Consider the following 14,926-nt stretch of genomic DNA (forward strand, 5'->3'; position numbering starts at 1 on the left):
TGAAGCGTCAGGGGCGGCCGGGGCGGCTGGTGCGGCTTCAGCGCCGCTGCCCGCCGGTGCGGCCGGTGGGTCTCCTGCCGCCGGTGCTGCATCGGCTGCCCCATCCGCCCCCGCAGCCGCCGCCCAGGCGCCGGCGCGCCCGGCCGCCGCCGCGGCACCGGTGGCCGCGCCCGCACCGGCGCCCGGCACCCCGCCGCCCTTCGCCCAGCTGATCAAGGACACGAAGAAGACCGACGGCTTCTTCGCGGCCTGGCAGAAGGACGACAAGCTCTGGCTGGAGATCCAGCCCGAGGACTTCGACCGCCCCTTCTTCCTGTCCCCCAAGCTGGCCGGCGGCATCGGCGAGGCCGGCCTGACCGGCGGCCTGATGGCCTACGGCGTGCCGCGCCTGGTGATGCTGCGGCGGCTGAACAACCTGGTGCAGCTGGTCGCGCTCAATGACGATCAGGTGGCGCGGGCCGGCACGCCCGAGGCGCGTGCGGTCGAGGCTGCCACCAGCGTCAGCCTGCTGGGGGCGATGCCGGTGGCCAGCCAGCCGCACCCGATCCGCAAGAGCGTGCTGGTCGAGGCCAACGGCCTGTTCATCGGCGAGATGCTGGGCCTGGGGGCCTCTCTGCAGCGCAGCTACCGCCAGGGCTATCAGCTCGACGGCCGCAACTCCGCGCTGACGCAGGTGCGCGGCAAGCCCGATCTGCTGGTGGTCGAGGCCAATCTGCACTACTACGCGCAGCAGATCCAGGTGCTGCTGCCGGGCATGCCGGTGAGCGGCCCCGGGCCGTCGACCCCCGATTTCGTGCCCGATCCGCGCAGCCTGTTCCTCAAGGTGCACTACAGCCTGATGCGCCTGCCCAAGGACCTGATGGTCCGCCGTGCCGCCGATCCACGCATCGGCCACTTCACGCAGTCGGTCGACGACTACAGCGACGATCTGTCGCGCACACCGCGGCTGCGCTACATCAACCGCTGGCGGCTGGAGAAGCAGGACCCGCAGGCCGCGCTGTCGCCGCCGGTCAAGCCGATCACCTACTGGCTGGACCGCAACGTGCCGCTGAAGTACCGCGACACCATCCGCGACGCGGTGCTGGAGTGGAACAAGGCCTTCGAGCGCATCGGCTTCCAGGACGCCATCGTCGTGCGCCAGCAGGAGGACGACGCCGACTTCGACACGCTCGATGCCGATGTCGCCTCGATCCGCTGGATGAGCAGCCATGCGCCGGGCTTCGGCGCCATCGGCCCGACCCACGTCGATCCGCGCAGCGGCGAGATCCTGGATGCCGACATCGGCATCGAGAGCCTGAGCGCGCGCAGCTGGCGTTATGTGCGCAGCCGTCTGCTGCCGTCGGACGCGATGCGCGCGGCCGCCGAGTCCGGTCTGCCGGCGCCCGATGCGGCCGCGCTCGCGCTCGGCGATGCGGCGGCGCTGCAGGCCCAGGCCGCGCGAGACCAGGCCCGCAGCGCCGCCTGGGCGCGCCTGATGCAGATCGGTGCGCCGGCCTCGCTGGCCGGTGCGCGCGGTGCGGCCCTGTCGGCCATCGCCTGCCAGCAGGCCGATCTGGCCGCCGAACAGCTCGGTTATGCGATCACGCTGGCCGCACCGGCCGGCGAGCTCGATCCCGACAGCCCGCAGGCCGAGGCCTTCGTCCAGCAGTACCTGCGCGAGACGGTGATGCACGAGGTCGGCCACACCCTCGGCCTGCGCCACAACTTCCGCGCCTCGGCCGCGGTGCCGGATGCGCAGGTCGTCGATCCGGCGTTCTCGCAGGCGCAGGCCCACGTCGGCTCGGTGATGGACTATGCGGCGATCAACCTGCCCAGCCCGGGCCGGCCGGCGCCACGTCCCTTCATCGGCACGCTCGGCCCCTACGACTACTGGGCCATCGAGTACGCGTACAGGCCGCTGGCGGCCGACGAGGAGGCCACGGCGCTCAAGGCCATCGCCGCACGCTCGGCCGAGCCGGGTCTGGCCTACGGCACCGACGAGGACAATCTGCTGGGGCTGGATCCGGAGTCGCTGCAGTTCGACCTCGGGGCCGATCCGCTGGCCTTCGCGCAGCGTCGCTTCGCGATCGCCGCGGACGCCTTCGCCCGCCAGGCGAGGCGTGAGCTGCCGCCCGACCAGGACTACGCGATCCTGCGCCGCAGCCTGGACTACGCGCTGCGCGACGCCGGCCGCGCGGCCGGTGTGCTGCTGCGCCAGATCGGCGGCCTGCGCACGCTGCGCGACTTCCCCGGCAGCGGCCGCGATCCGATGCAGCCGGTGCCCGCGGCGCAGCAGCGCGCCGCGCTCGATCTGGTGCTGCGGACCGTGCTGCATCCGGACGCCTTCGAGATCAGCCCGGCGCTGCAGCGCCGGCTGGCGCCGGACTACCAGGCGCGCGGCGAGCAGCCCGGGCGGGTCGGCACCGAGTATTCCGTGGCCGCGCAGCTGCGCGACATGCAGGCCGCGGTGCTCGATCGTCTGATGGGGGACGCGCTGTCGGCCCGCCTGCTGGACAACCTGGGCCGGCTGGACGAGCCGGCGCGTGGCCTGGCCCCGGCCGAGGTCGCCGCCCGCTTGCAGTCGGCGATCTGGCCGGAGCTGGCGGCCGACCCCGTCGGGGGCCGGTCGGTCGCCATCGGGCTGGACCGCCGCGAGCTGCAGCGTGGCCATGTCGCCCGCCTGGCCCTGCTGGTGCAGCGGCCGGCCTTGCTGAGCCGCGCCGACACCCGTGCGGCGGTGCGCGGCCAGGCCCAGGCGCTGGCGGCACGGCTGGAGGCGGCCGCCCGCGTGGCGGGCCGCGACGCCACCACCCGGGCCCATCTGCGCGACTGCGCCGAGACGCTGCGGGCCGCGCTGCGGGCCCAGCTGCAGCGGGCCTGAGCGACGGGCCTGAGCGACGGGCCTGAGTGATGGGCCTGAGCGACGGGGCGTCCGCCGGCCCGGAGGTCGCGGATGCGATGATCACCGCATGAGCGCATCTCCTTCCTCCGCGGCCGTGCCGGTGCTGCACGGCATCCCCAACTGCGGCAGCGTCAAGAAGGCCCGCGAGTGGTTCGCCACCGAGGGCCTGGCCGTGGTCTTCCATGACTTCAAGAAGTCCGGCGTGCCGGCCGACCGGCTCGACGCCTGGATCGCTGCGGTCGGCTGGGCGAAGCTGGTCAACCGCCAGGGCACCACCTGGCGCCAGCTGGACCCGGCGCAGCAGGCGGCCGTCACCGACGACGCCGGCGCCCGCGCGCTGATGCTGGCCCAGCCCAGCGTCATCAAGCGCCCGGTCATCGACTGGCCCGATGGCGGTGTCAGCGTGGGCTGGGACGCCGCGGATCTCGCGCGCCGCAGCGGGCGCTGATCGGCGCTGATCAGCGCGGCGGGGCGTGCCCCCCCCGGCCGCGGCGGCCGGGCGGCGTGGCCTCAGCGGCCCTCGAAGCGTGGCATGCGCCGCTCGGCCTGCGCTGCCGTGCCTTCGCGCAGGTCATCGCTGGCGGCGCAGCGGGCCTCCCGCGCGCGCAGCCGCGCCAGGTCGACCTCGCCGCGCGCGATCTCGTTGAGCGAGGCCTTCATGCCCTGGACCGCCAGCGGTGCACCGGCGACGAGCGCCTCCACCAGCGCGTCGACGGCCGCGTCCAGCCCGACCTCGTCGTCGGCCAGCGTGTCGAGCAGGCCCAGTTGGCGCAGGGCCTCGCCGTCGAGCGTCGGCGCCAGCAGGAACAGCCGCTTGGCTGCCTGCAGGCCCAGCCGGCTGACATAGCGCCGCAGCCCGCTCGGGTAGTAGTGCAGGCCCAGCCGTGCGGCCGGCATGCGCAGCGGCATGTCGCGCAGGCCGACGCGGAAGTCGCAGGCCAGCGCCAGATCGATCGCCCCGCCGTACAGGCCGCCTTGCAGCCGTGCGATCGTCGGCACCGCCAGATCCTCCAGCCGATCGACCGTCTGCTCGAACAGCCGTGGCCCCCGGGTCGCGGCCTCGGCGTCGCCCGCATCCAGGTCGCCCAGGTGGAAGCCGGCGCTGAAGCTGCGGCCTTCGGCCCGCAGCACCAGCACGCGCAGGCCCGGCAGCGCCGCGGCCTCGTCGATCAGCCGCTGCAGCTGCAGCAGGTCCTGCAGCGACAGTCGGTTGTGCTGCCGCGGCCGGTTGAGCTGCAGCGTGGCGCATCGGCCGTCGGCGGCGCAGGTCAAGGTCGGCGGGCCGCCGTCGTCGTCGGCAGCGGCGGCGGGGGGCTCGGGACGGCTGGCGGGCGCGGGGGCATGCATGGCCGCAGTATCGCGGCGCCGGCTGGACGGGGACTGGACGCCGCGCATCCGCCACCGCCGCGGGGGGGCCGCGTGCCCGGTGATCTCCCCCGACCGGGGGCCTTCCCCCGGTGGCCTCGCCAGCGTGGCGGGCAGTCGCTACGCTGTCGCTCGTCCACCCGGATCTCGTGCATGCCGTCCGCGCGGTCCCGGGTCGTCGTGCACCGTTCGCTGAAGGCCAGATCATGCCCGATCCCCTGCCCGATCCCGTGTCCGAGCCCCTGTCCGAGCCCCTGTCCGCTTCCCCGCCCGATGACCGGCCCGATGACCGGCCCGACGGCCGCGGCCGCCTGCGGGTCATCTCCTCGACGGCTCAGGCCTCGCCCTGGCTGGTCTGCCCGCTGCGGCGGCGTCTGCTCGGGGCCGGTCTGGGTCTGTTGCTGACCCGGGCGGCGCAGGCCGCCGCACCCCTGCCCCTGATGCTGGCCCGCGAGTGGCCGGCCGATGCCGATCCGGCCGGCCATCTGGTCAGCGAGAAGTTCGACGGTCTGCGCGCGCTGTGGGATGGCGAGCGCCTGCGCCTGCGCAGTGGGGCGCTGGTGCTGGCGCCCGACGGGTTCACCCGTGACCTGCCGCCCCTGCCGCTGGACGGCGAGCTGTGGGCCGGCCGCGGCCGCTTCGAGGAGGCCAGCGCGACGGTGCGTGCGGCGCGTCCCGATGCGGCGGCCTGGCGCCGCATCCGCTTCCAGGTTTTCGAGCTGCCGGCCGGTGGTGGCCGCTATGTCGAGCGGGCCGCGCAGCTGCAGCAGCTGTGCGCGGATGCGGGGCTGGAGCACCTGGTGGCCGTCACCCAACGGCCGGTGCAGGACCGTGCCGGCCTGCAGCGCTGCCTGGACGACGTGCTGGTGCTCGGCGGCGAGGGCGTGATGCTGCACCATGCCGACGCCCCGGTGGCCACCGGCCGCCATGCCGGGCTGTGGAAGCACAAGCCCCTGCATGACGCCGAGGCCACCGTCATCGCCCATCTGCCCGGGCAGGGCCGTCTCCAGGGCCTGCTGGGGGCGTTGCAGGTGCGTGGCGATGACGGTGTGGTGTTCGCCATCGGCACCGGCCTGAGCGATGCCCAGCGTGCCGATCCACCGCCACCGGGCAGCCGCGTCACCTACACCCACCGCGGGCGGACGGCCGCCGGGGTGCCGCGCCACGCCAGCTTCCTGCGCGTGCGTCCGCCGGGCTAGGCCGCGGCGATCGATCGGCCCCGGGCCGTGGGCTTCGGGTATCGTGCGCGCCGCACGGTGCCCGCCGCCTGTCCCGCCCCGTTCCGGGTGCCGCTGCGCGGTGCGATGCCGCACCGGTGCCGTTCCGTCCCCCCTCCGTCCTGACCGCGTTCCGGCGCGGCCCCGCATGAGCGTCAGCCCCACCTTCTTCTGGCACGACTACGAGACCTTCGGCCGTGTGCCGCGGCGCGACCGCCCGGCCCAGTTCGCCGGCGTGCGCACCGATGCCGAGCTCAACGAGATCGGCGAGCCGCTGATGGTCTACTGCCAGCCGCCGCTCGACACGCTGCCCGACCCCGAGAGCTGCCTGCTGACCGGCATCACGCCGCAGCACTGCCAGCGCCACGGCCTGCCCGAGCACGCCTTCGCCGCGCGCATCGCCGAGGCACTGTCGCAGCCCGGCACGGTGGGCGTCGGCTACAACACGCTGCGCTTCGACGACGAGGTCACCCGCCACCTGTTCTGGCGCAACCTGATCGATCCCTATGCCCGCGAGTGGCAGAACGGCTGCGGCCGCTGGGACATCCTGGACCTGGTGCGCACCGCCTGGGCGCTGCGGCCCGAAGGCATCGAATGGCCGCGCCACGAGGACGGCCGCCCTTCGTTCAAGCTCGAACACCTGAGCGCGGCCAACGGCCTCGCGCACGAGGCCGCCCACGACGCCCTGTCGGACGTGCGCGCGACCATCGGCCTGGCGCGGCTCATCCGCCAGCGCCAGCCCCGGCTCTACGACTTCTGCCTGAAGCTGCACCGCAAGGACGCGGTCTGGGCCGAGATCGGCGGCCAGATCGGCACGCCCCAGGCGCGGCCGCTGCTGCACATCAGCGGCATGTACGGCACCGAGCGCGGCTGCATGGCCGTGGTCTGGCCGGTGGCCCCGCATCCGACCAACCGCAATGAGCTCATCGTCTGGGATCTGGCCCACGACCCGCAGGAACTGCTGGCGCTCGACGCCCAGACCATGCGCGAGCGGCTCTACACCCGCAGCGACGAACTGCCCGAGGGCGTGACCCGGCTGCCCCTGAAGACGCTGCACGTCAACAAGAGCCCGGTGATCATCAGCGCGCTCAAGACGCTGCCGGCACAGCGCGCGCAGGACGTCGGCCTCGACCTGGATCAGGTGATGCGCCATGCCGAGCTGGCGCGTGCCCAGGCCGCGGCGCTGGCCGCGGGCCCCTGGGCCGAGGTCTTCCGCCGGCCGCCGTCGGACGCCGTCGTCGATGTCGACGAGGACCTCTACGGCGGCTTCGTGCCGCCGGGCGATCGGCGCCAGCTCGAACAGCTGCGGGGCCTGGACGGCGCGGCACTGGCCGCCCGCCGCCCGGCCTTCGAGGACGGACGGCTCGAGGAGCTGCTGTTCCGCTACCGCGCCCGCAACTGGCCGCAGGCCCTCGGCGAGGCGGAGCAGCAACGCTGGCAGGCGCTGCGCATCGAGCGCCTGCACGGCGGTGCGGGCGGTGGCCTGAGCGTCTCGCGCTTCCTCGAGCGCATCGACGCACTGAGCGAACAGGCCGACGAGCGGGGCCAGGAACTGCTGGCCGAGCTCTACGACTGGGCCGAGGCCATCGCGCCTGAACTGGACTGAGGGGCTCCCCAGAAAGCCGGGGGTTGCGACTCGTGACAAATTGCCGGATAAGTGTCGATCGTCCTTACAGTTTGTTTGCGGTCACTAACGGACATCGGTTCAACTGATTGATTTGATTGATGAAATCGGGTTTTCTCGGGGGTGGCCCAGGGTTTGCTCATGTAAGTGGTGTGCGTCGTGAGACCACGCATCTGTCTGAAAAACTGGAGTGAACATGAAGAAGGCCCTCGTTTCCCTGGCTGCCCTGGTTGCAGTCGCCGGCGCTCAAGCTGCTGTCGTCACCATCGACGGTTTCGACACCCCGGGCGTGTCGAACACCGGTTCGTTCACCAGCACCGACGCCGTCCGTACCGTGACCGTCAACGCCACGGCCAGCACCTCGTCGCTGGACATCGGCTCCACCTCGAGCACCGGCAGCGCGCTGGAAGTCTCGAACCGCGTTGGTCAGGATTCGACCGTCAACCTGTCGTGGACCCTGGGCGCCCTGTCGCTGCCGTCCAACGCCACCAACATCGGCTTCTTCCTGCAAGTGCTGGAGTCGGACGGCAACCCGACCTCGCTGGACTTCACGCTGAACGGCGCCGCCCTGAGCTCGTTCACGATCCCTGGCAACACCGTCGGCGCAGGCCTGTCGTTCTCGCTGACCAGCTCCGAGTGGGCCACGCTGTCGGCCGGCGGCACCCTGGGTCTGGAGCTGAACGGCGCTTCGGGCTGGGATCTGGCCATCGACACCTTCGGCGTCAGCTACGACGTGCCGGTGCAGGCCGTTCCGGAACCGGGCTCGCTGGCCCTGGTCGGCTTGGCCCTGGCTGGCGTGGCCGTCGCTGCCCGTCGCCGCAAGGCCTGATGAGTGCGGCAGTACCGCGGCGGCTGTCGCCGCGCGGTACTGACTGAAGCTCGCGGGGCGTCCTTCGGGACGCCCTTTTTCATTCGGGCCGAGTTCGAGTCCGCGTCCGCGTCCGGTCCTCGTGGCCGGACCACACCCACCCGGTGCCACGACGTCCGTGGCCGCACCGGGTGGGTGTCAGCTCACTGCAGCAGACGCGCCTGCAGGGTCTTGAGCTCCTGCTGCTGGGCGTCGCTCATCGGCAGCTCCGCGCCGGCCAGCTTGCGCAGTTGCGTGCGTGCCTCCAGCTTGTCGCCCGCCTCGATCTGGTAGCGCGCCAGGCTCAGCTGCATCGGCACCGACCGCGGCGCCAGGCTCAGCGCCTTGGCCTGAACCTCGATCGCCTGCGCCCAGGCCTTGCGCGTGGCATGGCTGGCGGCCAGGGTGTCCAGGTAGTTCGGGTCGCGCGGGGAGAGCTGCAGCGCACGCTCGACCAGCTCCTGGGCGCCCGGCTTGTTCTGGCGCAGCAGCAGCATGGCCAGGTTGTTCATGGCCGCCGCATGGGTGGGGGCCAGGGTCAGCAGCTGGCGGTACAGGCGCTCGGCGACGTCGACACGGCCCATCGCGTCGCTCTGCTGGGCCAGGTAGGCGATGAAGCGGGCGTCCTGCGGGTGGGCGCGCAGCCACTGGTCGGCCAGCTTGTCGGCGGCGGCGGTCTTGCCGGTCTTCAACAGCAGACCGTGCAGGCGGTGGTGTGCGGTGCCAGGTCCGGTCTTCTCCAGCGCCTGCTCCAGCAGTGCGATGGCCGGCTCCCACTGCTGTTGCGCGATGTGGACCTCGGCCTCGACCAGAATCGGCCGGGCTTCCAGCGGGTGGGCTTCCCGGGCCTGGCGCGCGGCCTTGATCGCGGCGTCGTACTGCTTCAGGCCGGTGTGGGCACCGGCCAGCACGGCCAGGGCATCGAGGTTCTGCGGCTCGCGCTCGAGGGCGCGCTGGGCATTGCGCAGCGCCTGCGTGGGCTCGTTCTTCAGCAGATGGCTGCGGGCCATGCCCAGCGGACCGATCACGCTGTTCGGCTGCTCGGTGGCCAGGCGACCGAAGGTCGAGATGGCCTGGTCGAACTCGCTGGCGGCCAGCTGCACCTGGCCCAGCATGTCCTGGATGCTGACGTCGTTGGGCAGGGCCGCCGCGGCCGCGTTGGCCGCATTCAGGGCGGCGGCCCTGTCGCCATGGTCCAGGTAGCGGGTGACGATGGTGCGCCGGATCGTCGGATCCTGCGGGTTGAGCTTGACCGCGGCCTCCAGCGGCTTGCGCACCAGATCGTCGGGCGCGCCGGAGCGCAGGTTCAGGTCCGCCAGGGCCAGCAGCAGCGAGCTGTCATGGGGCCGCGTCTTGATGAGGTCGGCATAGCGTTGGCGGGCCCGTTCGACCTGGCCGTCGAGCAGGTCCATCTGGGCCAGCGCCATCACGCTGCCAGGATGGCCGGCCTGTCGCGCCAGGCCGGCCTCCAGTGCCGCACGGGCGCCCGCGCGGTCACCTTTCTGCTGCAGCACCTGGGCCTTGAACTGGAAGGGCAGTGCCCGGCCGGGCATCTTGCGCTCCAGCGTCGCCACCGTCTCCAGTGCGGCGTCCAGCCGGTTCTCCCGCAGATGCAGAGCGAGCAGGCCGAGATCGGCGGTGACGCCGGCGTCATCCTGCGAGATCGCGTTGAGCTGCTGGCCCAGTGCCTCGGCGCTGCCGGTGACGGTGGTGGCCACCAGGGTGCGCAGCACCGGCTCGGTCGGCTTGGTCAGGGCCAGACGCTTGTAGAGCGCTTGCGAGGCCGAGCGGTCGCCGGCCAGTTCGGCGGCCTGGGCGGCCAGGGCGAGGTCGGTCGCGCTGGCGTCACGCGCACCGACCCGTGCGGCCATCACCTGCGAGGCCCGGTCACCCTGGCCCTTGCGCATGTAGACGCGCGCCAGCAGGCGCGGCGCCACCGGGTTGTCCGGCTGCAGCTTGAGCAACCGGTTGGCCAGGGTCTCGGCCTGTTCGAGGCCGTCCAGCCGCAGTTCGGTCTCGGCCGCGCCCTGCAGCAGGGTCGGGCTGTCGGGCGCGTTCTTGAGCAGGCTCTGGAAAATGCTGCGGGCCCGCGTCAGCTCGCCCTTGGCCAGGGCCAGATGGCCGTCCAGCAGGCCGGTGCCGAACAGCGTGGGCGCATGCTTGCGCAGCAGGTTCATCTCCTGCGTGGCCTCGGGCAGCTTGCCGTGGCCGATCAGCTGGCTGATCAGCGCCATGCGGGCCTGCAGGTGCAGCCCATCGAGGCTCAGGGCCTTGCGCAGCGCGTCGAGGGAGGCGCCGTCCCCATCAGGCTGAGTCGACAGCAGTTCGCTGCGCACGTACCAGACCTCGGCATTGCCGGCATGGTCTCGGGTCAGGGATTCCAACTCCCGCTCGGCCAGCTGCAACTGCCGCTCGTCGAGCGCCAGCCGGATGCGGACCAGCCTGGCCGCCACGTGTTCGGGCGTGACCGTCAGCACCTTGTCCACCGTCTGCAGGGCGAGCTCGCGGTTGCCCTGGCTGCGGTAGGCCTGGGCCAGCACCACGAGAAAGTCGTCCTGGCTGGCCCCGCTGCCCGAGGGCTCCTTGACCGCCAGATCGATGATCTCGCTGACCTTGCCGTTGAGCAGCAGCGCCCGCGCATAGGTCGGCAGCCATCCCGTGCCGTTGAACTTCAACTTGCGGGCGCGTTCCAGTTCGGCCAGGGCCTCCTTCACTTCGCCCAGGTGCAGCAGATGCTCACCCAGCATGAAGCGCGCTTCGCCCGACTCCGGAAACTTCTTGATCAATGACCGCAGGGCGGCCGTGGTCCCGGTGACGTCGCTCTTGGCGATGCGGGTCTTGATGTCCGCGATGCCCTGGCGTTCATCGTTGCCGCAGCCGGTCAGGGCAAGGGCGATCAGCAGCGGCAGCAGGGCAGTGTGAGGTTTGAACAACGTGGGCACGGCGGATCAGGAGCGACGGTGGAGTGGAACGTGCGGGCTGCGGCAGGCGATGAACGGCCCCCCGTCCCGCAGGTCAGCCGGCGTGATGTTGCCCGAGCCCGCTGGCCGGACCGGTGCGGGAGCTCACGCCGTGAACTTTTGCGTGATTTCCGTGCCCCCTGAAATCGGGGGTGCATCCCCTGCGGTCTCCGGAAGCGGAACGGCCCGTCAGCGTGGGCTGACGGGCCGTTCAGGGGGGGGGCGGGGTGATGATGACGTACGTATTCACCCCCCACCCGTAGCGCAGCCTTCACCACAGGCCCACGCATCCAACCTCAGCCTCAGGCCAGCACTTGCTTGAGCAACAGCGGCGGCTCCGTCTTGTCGATCCAGGCGCACACCGAGCGCTGCAGGTAGTCCAGCAGGTCGCGGCCCTGGCGCCGGCAGGTCTCGGCCACGCTGAAGCCTCGGGCGATGAAGTTCGCGCCGCGGCGGCTGCGGGTCGGACCGCTGATCTTGCGCTTGAGCACCACCGGGCGCAGGGCCTGCTCGGCACTGTTGTTGGTGGGCGGCACTTCGGCGTGGGTCGTGAAGGTCCACAGCGCGGGCTCGATCTTCAGCAGGTTCGCGCAGGTGGCGGCGGTGCGCGGGCAGCCGAGCAGCGCTGCGCCACGCTCCAGCGCTTGGCGCACCCTCACGCGCACGCCTGCCAGGTCGGTGCGGCACGACGGGACATCGGCTTCGGACAGACGATGGCGCCGTCGGAACATCACGTAGCCCAAGCCCAGCAGCCGCCGACCCACCTCACCGGCAGCACCACTGCGCTCGGCGATGCGCCTGAAGTCGCGCAACAGGTGCGCCCAGCACACTTGCCGACGCTCGCTGGGCAGATGGGCGTAGGCGCTGTAGCGGTCGGTGATCACCACGCCTGCCGGTCGATCGCCCAGCAGGCTGGTGAACACATAACGTGCTCGTGAAGGCAACACGGTGTAGAGCGCAGCCTGGGGCAGCACCACCGACCACGCCCAGTTGCCCTTGCTGCTCTCGCCCGGGTAAGGCGTCTCGTCCACATGCACCGCGCCCGCCTTTCGGGCCTCGGCCATCGCCGCATGCACCGGTGCATCCAGCGCTTGTGCCAGCTTGCCCTGGGCCTGCGAGATCGCCCCGACGCTGAAGTCGATGCCCAGCAGTTGGGCCATCAGGTCGCGGATCTTCATCTGCGGCATCTGGAAGCGCGTGCCCAGCATCCCCACCAGACCCAGCGCCCGCGGCCCGATCTGGCCACTGGGCACGCCGGCCGGCAGCTGCGCTGCATGCGCGCGCCGGCAGCCGCGGCACACCCCGGTGTAGAGCCGGTACTCATTGACCACTGGCTTGATCACCGGCGGCAGGTCGAACACCTGGTGGCGCCGTGCCTGACCGGTGACCTCGACGGTACCGCCGCACGCACATCGCTCGGGCGGTTTGCAGTCCTGGACGCGGTCGACCTGAGACTCGGGCAGCAAAGCCCGAAAGGTCCCGGTGTGGCCCTTCTGCGCTCCTCGCTTGCGGCCCGTGCCGCTGCTGCGGGCACTGCGACCGCCTCGGCCAGGGCCGTCCGATGACGGCGGCTTCGACGAGTTGCGCGAGTTCAACGACACCCGTTCGGTGAGCGCCTCGATCGCCAGGCGCATGGCCTTCAACTCGTCCGTCAGCTGACCGATCACCACATGGCATTGCTCCACGGTGGCCGGCATCGGCGGGGCCTCGTCGGCGGCCTGCGATGCTTCGCTCACCTGGGGTTGGTCTGCCATGGGATCAGTCTCGCCGTCGCATCAGCCGCTGACAACCGCTTGTTCGTCAGGCTTGGCAGCCTGTGGGGGTTGTGCTGGGGGGAGGGTGAATACGTACGAGGTTGGTCTGCCATGTGGCCAGTTTCATCGTCACATCAGCCATTGGCAACCGCTTGATCGTCAGGCTTGGCAGCCTGCTGGGGTTGTGCTGGGGGGTCGCTGGGGGGCACTTCCTGAAACCCCGCGCCTGACGCCCCCACCCCGCGCCGACCTGCGGCAACATCGCCCCTCATGATCAGCCCGCGCATCAAGCCCTCCGCGTTCTTCCCCGAGGAGGCGCCCGACGATCTGTTCCTGGTGCGCCAGCGCAAGGCCAAGCTCGAAGGTTATGTGCAGAGCCTGGCGGCGATGGACGAGCTGATCGACTTCGGGGCGATGGCTGCGGCCGTGGATCGGGCCTGCCCCCGGCCCGACCGCAGCAAGGGCGGCCGCCCGCCGTACGCCACCGAGGTACTGGTGCGCATGGTCTTCCTGCAGGGCCTGTACAACCTGTCGGACGAGCAGTGCGAGCACCAGGTGCTCGACCGTCTGAGCTTCCAGCGCTTCTGTCGGCTCGATGGCGCACTGCACATTCCGGATGCGCGCACGCTGTGGTCGTTCCGACAGCGCTTGGCCCACGGCGGACTGGGGGCCCAGGCGATCTTCGAGACGCTGAGCCAGCAGTTGCAGCGTCATGGCTACATCCCGCGGGGCGGGCAGATCGTCGATGCGAGCATCGTGCAGGCGCCGATCACGCAGGCCACCACGCAGGAGCGCAAGACGCTGAACAAGGGCGAGGACCCTGCAGGCTGAAGCAAGAAGCGGCTGGCGCATACCGATCAGGATGCGCGTTGGACGCAGAAGCACGGCAAGTCGTACTACGGCTACAAGCTGCACGGCAACGTGGACGCACGCTACAAGCTGATCCGACGCATCGCGATCACGGCGGCCAACGCCGATGACGGTCGCCAGCTGCCCAAGGTGCTGCAGACGGCCAACACACGCGGCCGCTTGTGGGCCGATCGCGCCTACGACAGCGAAGCCAATCGCCAGGCGCTGCGACAGCACGGGCTGTGCGATGGCATCGCGCGACGGGCACGGCCGGGCCAGACGGCCAAGGTGAGGCTCAAGCAGCGCAACAAGACGATCAGCCGGACACGGGCGCGGGTCGAGCACGTCTTCGCGGCGCTGCACCAGCAGGGCGGCAAGTGCGTACGGGCGATGAGTCTGGCGCGCAACGCGTTGAGCATCACGCTGGCGTGCGTGGCGTACAACGCGCGGCGGCTGGCGTGGCTGGTCAAGAGCGGAAGTCCGCCTGCGAGGGCGGTGTGAGGGGCGCCGGGGCTTGTTCGCGGGCTGCGGACGGGGCGGTGAGGCGCTGCGGGCGGCTGCGGCGGGCATGTGCGGGCCTGTCACGGTCGGCTCTGGGCGGTCTCAGAGCGTCGGGACGGGTTTCGGGAAGTGCCCTGGGGGGAGGGGTGAATACGTACTGTTCGGCCTGACGCCGTGCTCAGCGCTTCAACCACAGGATCCGGCTGTGGGCTAATGCAATCGCTTTGGGTGCATGCCCGACTGCCTCAAATAATTTTAACCCAATCTTTCGTCTCAGGGGATTTTTTTAGTAGTTCTGATATTTTTGACGGCAAATTGCCGGGTTGTCGCAGTATTTCCAGCCATACAGTAATGTGCGGTGATTTCTTGATTGCATCCGCCAGTCCCTTCAGAACTCTTGATTTCTCGGATTCAAAGTCCTTGTTTGTATCAATTTCAGGATCGCCGGCTAATGCGTTTATTAGCTCCTCAGCGTTTGTGGTGGTTTTTGCTGTGCAGTATTCGATCAATATTCGCTTGAATGATCCAAATGCAGATCGGCGACCGTGAATGAGTGAGTCTCTTGAGTTAAGTTGCAAAATTTCAAGAGTTGACTCGACTCGCGAAAAGTCTCGTGGTTTTTCAGTAGGGGATGCTTGAGAGTAGAAAAGAAAATCCTTGAGATCCATGATCATTAGCGCGAATGGATCCTCGCTCCTGGGGTTTATAAACATCTTTGTGTCCCCATTCGGCTCGGTAGACCGTGGCAGTCGGCGGTGTCAACCTTGAAGTGCAACACCTTGAGTTTGCCGTTGCCCCCGTTTGAGCAACTCCGCCTCGACGATTTCCATATAGACCTCGCGCGGGGTCCGGAAGTCGAGGATCTTGCGCGGCCGGTCGTTGAGCATGGCCTCGATGTAGGCCAGCTTCTGCGGCGTGACGGTCGACA

At 70.4% G+C, this 14,926-nt stretch carries 11 protein-coding genes; 7 read left to right on the forward strand and 4 right to left on the reverse strand.

Annotated elements, in window-relative coordinates; all coding sequences use genetic code 11:
- Positions 1-160 precede the first annotated feature (160 nt).
- Together AACH11_RS17615 and AACH11_RS17620 are read left to right on the forward strand one after the other, a co-directional pair.
- The gene (locus tag AACH11_RS17615) at positions 161-2,860 is read left to right on the forward strand and encodes a zinc-dependent metalloprotease (protein ID WP_341375563.1); all 2,700 of its coding nucleotides are present in this window, start codon (positions 161-163) and stop codon (positions 2,858-2,860) included.
- An 88-nt stretch (positions 2,861-2,948) separates the two neighbouring features.
- On the forward strand, positions 2,949-3,329 hold the full coding sequence (locus AACH11_RS17620) for an arsenate reductase (protein WP_341375564.1): 381 nt from the start codon (positions 2,949-2,951) through the stop codon (positions 3,327-3,329).
- Positions 3,330-3,391: 62 nt separating this feature from the next.
- Here AACH11_RS17620 and AACH11_RS17625 read toward each other — a convergent pair whose 3' ends face one another.
- Positions 3,392-4,228 (reverse strand): enoyl-CoA hydratase/isomerase family protein, encoded by an 837-nt coding sequence (locus AACH11_RS17625; RefSeq protein ID WP_341375565.1) that lies wholly within the window; start codon positions 4,226-4,228, stop codon positions 3,392-3,394.
- Between the two features lie 224 nt (positions 4,229-4,452).
- Here AACH11_RS17625 and AACH11_RS17630 point away from each other — a divergent pair, with 224 nt between their 5' ends.
- From AACH11_RS17630 to AACH11_RS17640, 3 genes are all read left to right on the forward strand, one after another.
- Positions 4,453-5,445: a DNA ligase gene (locus AACH11_RS17630; protein WP_341375566.1), complete on the forward strand. Its 993-nt coding sequence runs from the start codon at positions 4,453-4,455 to the stop codon at positions 5,443-5,445.
- A 166-nt stretch (positions 5,446-5,611) separates the two neighbouring features.
- Entirely contained in the window at positions 5,612-7,069 is a 1,458-nt protein-coding gene (sbcB, locus tag AACH11_RS17635) for an exodeoxyribonuclease I (RefSeq protein WP_341375567.1), read from the forward strand.
- 214 nt (positions 7,070-7,283) lie between these two features.
- Entirely contained in the window at positions 7,284-7,916 is a 633-nt protein-coding gene (locus AACH11_RS17640) for a PEP-CTERM sorting domain-containing protein (protein ID WP_341375568.1), read from the forward strand.
- A 182-nt stretch (positions 7,917-8,098) separates the two neighbouring features.
- On the opposite strand, the gene prsT is transcribed toward AACH11_RS17640, so the two are convergent.
- Positions 8,099-10,867, reverse strand: a complete 2,769-nt coding sequence (prsT, locus tag AACH11_RS17645; protein ID WP_341375569.1) for an XrtA/PEP-CTERM system TPR-repeat protein PrsT — start codon at positions 10,865-10,867, stop codon at positions 8,099-8,101.
- A gap of 329 nt (positions 10,868-11,196) precedes the next feature.
- Positions 11,197-12,648, reverse strand: a complete 1,452-nt coding sequence (gene tnpC / locus AACH11_RS17650) for an IS66 family transposase (protein WP_341375570.1) — start codon at positions 12,646-12,648, stop codon at positions 11,197-11,199.
- 270 nt (positions 12,649-12,918) lie between these two features.
- Here tnpC and AACH11_RS17655 point away from each other — a divergent pair, with 270 nt between their 5' ends.
- Both AACH11_RS17655 and AACH11_RS17660 read left to right on the forward strand, forming a co-directional pair.
- Positions 12,919-13,479, forward strand: a complete 561-nt coding sequence (locus AACH11_RS17655) for a transposase (protein ID WP_341375571.1) — start codon at positions 12,919-12,921, stop codon at positions 13,477-13,479.
- Between the two features lie 12 nt (positions 13,480-13,491).
- Positions 13,492-13,998, forward strand: a complete 507-nt coding sequence (locus tag AACH11_RS17660) for a transposase (protein WP_341375578.1) — start codon at positions 13,492-13,494, stop codon at positions 13,996-13,998.
- A gap of 245 nt (positions 13,999-14,243) precedes the next feature.
- On the opposite strand, the gene AACH11_RS17665 is transcribed toward AACH11_RS17660, so the two are convergent.
- The gene (locus tag AACH11_RS17665; protein WP_341375572.1) at positions 14,244-14,672 is read right to left on the reverse strand and encodes a hypothetical protein; all 429 of its coding nucleotides are present in this window, start codon (positions 14,670-14,672) and stop codon (positions 14,244-14,246) included.
- Between the last annotated feature and the right edge of the window lie 254 nt (positions 14,673-14,926).

This window comes from Pseudaquabacterium rugosum (assembly GCF_038066575.1).
Lineage (GTDB): Bacteria > Pseudomonadota > Gammaproteobacteria > Burkholderiales > Burkholderiaceae_C > Pseudaquabacterium > Pseudaquabacterium rugosum.

What these genes read in the sequence shown, in the direction of transcription:
- AACH11_RS17620 (WP_341375564.1), top strand. Translation starts at nt 2,949, where the DNA reads ATGAGCGCATCTCCTTCCTCCGCGGCCGTGCCGGTGCTGCACGGCATC.
- AACH11_RS17625 (WP_341375565.1), bottom strand. Translation starts at nt 4,228, where the DNA reads ATGCATGCCCCCGCGCCCGCCAGCCGTCCCGAGCCCCCCGCCGCCGCT.
- AACH11_RS17630 (WP_341375566.1), top strand. Translation starts at nt 4,453, where the DNA reads ATGCCCGATCCCCTGCCCGATCCCGTGTCCGAGCCCCTGTCCGAGCCC.
- sbcB (WP_341375567.1), top strand. Translation starts at nt 5,612, where the DNA reads ATGAGCGTCAGCCCCACCTTCTTCTGGCACGACTACGAGACCTTCGGC.
- AACH11_RS17640 (WP_341375568.1), top strand. Translation starts at nt 7,284, where the DNA reads ATGAAGAAGGCCCTCGTTTCCCTGGCTGCCCTGGTTGCAGTCGCCGGC.
- tnpC (WP_341375570.1), bottom strand. Translation starts at nt 12,648, where the DNA reads ATGGCAGACCAACCCCAGGTGAGCGAAGCATCGCAGGCCGCCGACGAG.
- AACH11_RS17655 (WP_341375571.1), top strand. Translation starts at nt 12,919, where the DNA reads ATGATCAGCCCGCGCATCAAGCCCTCCGCGTTCTTCCCCGAGGAGGCG.
- AACH11_RS17665 (WP_341375572.1), bottom strand. Translation starts at nt 14,672, where the DNA reads ATGATCATGGATCTCAAGGATTTTCTTTTCTACTCTCAAGCATCCCCT.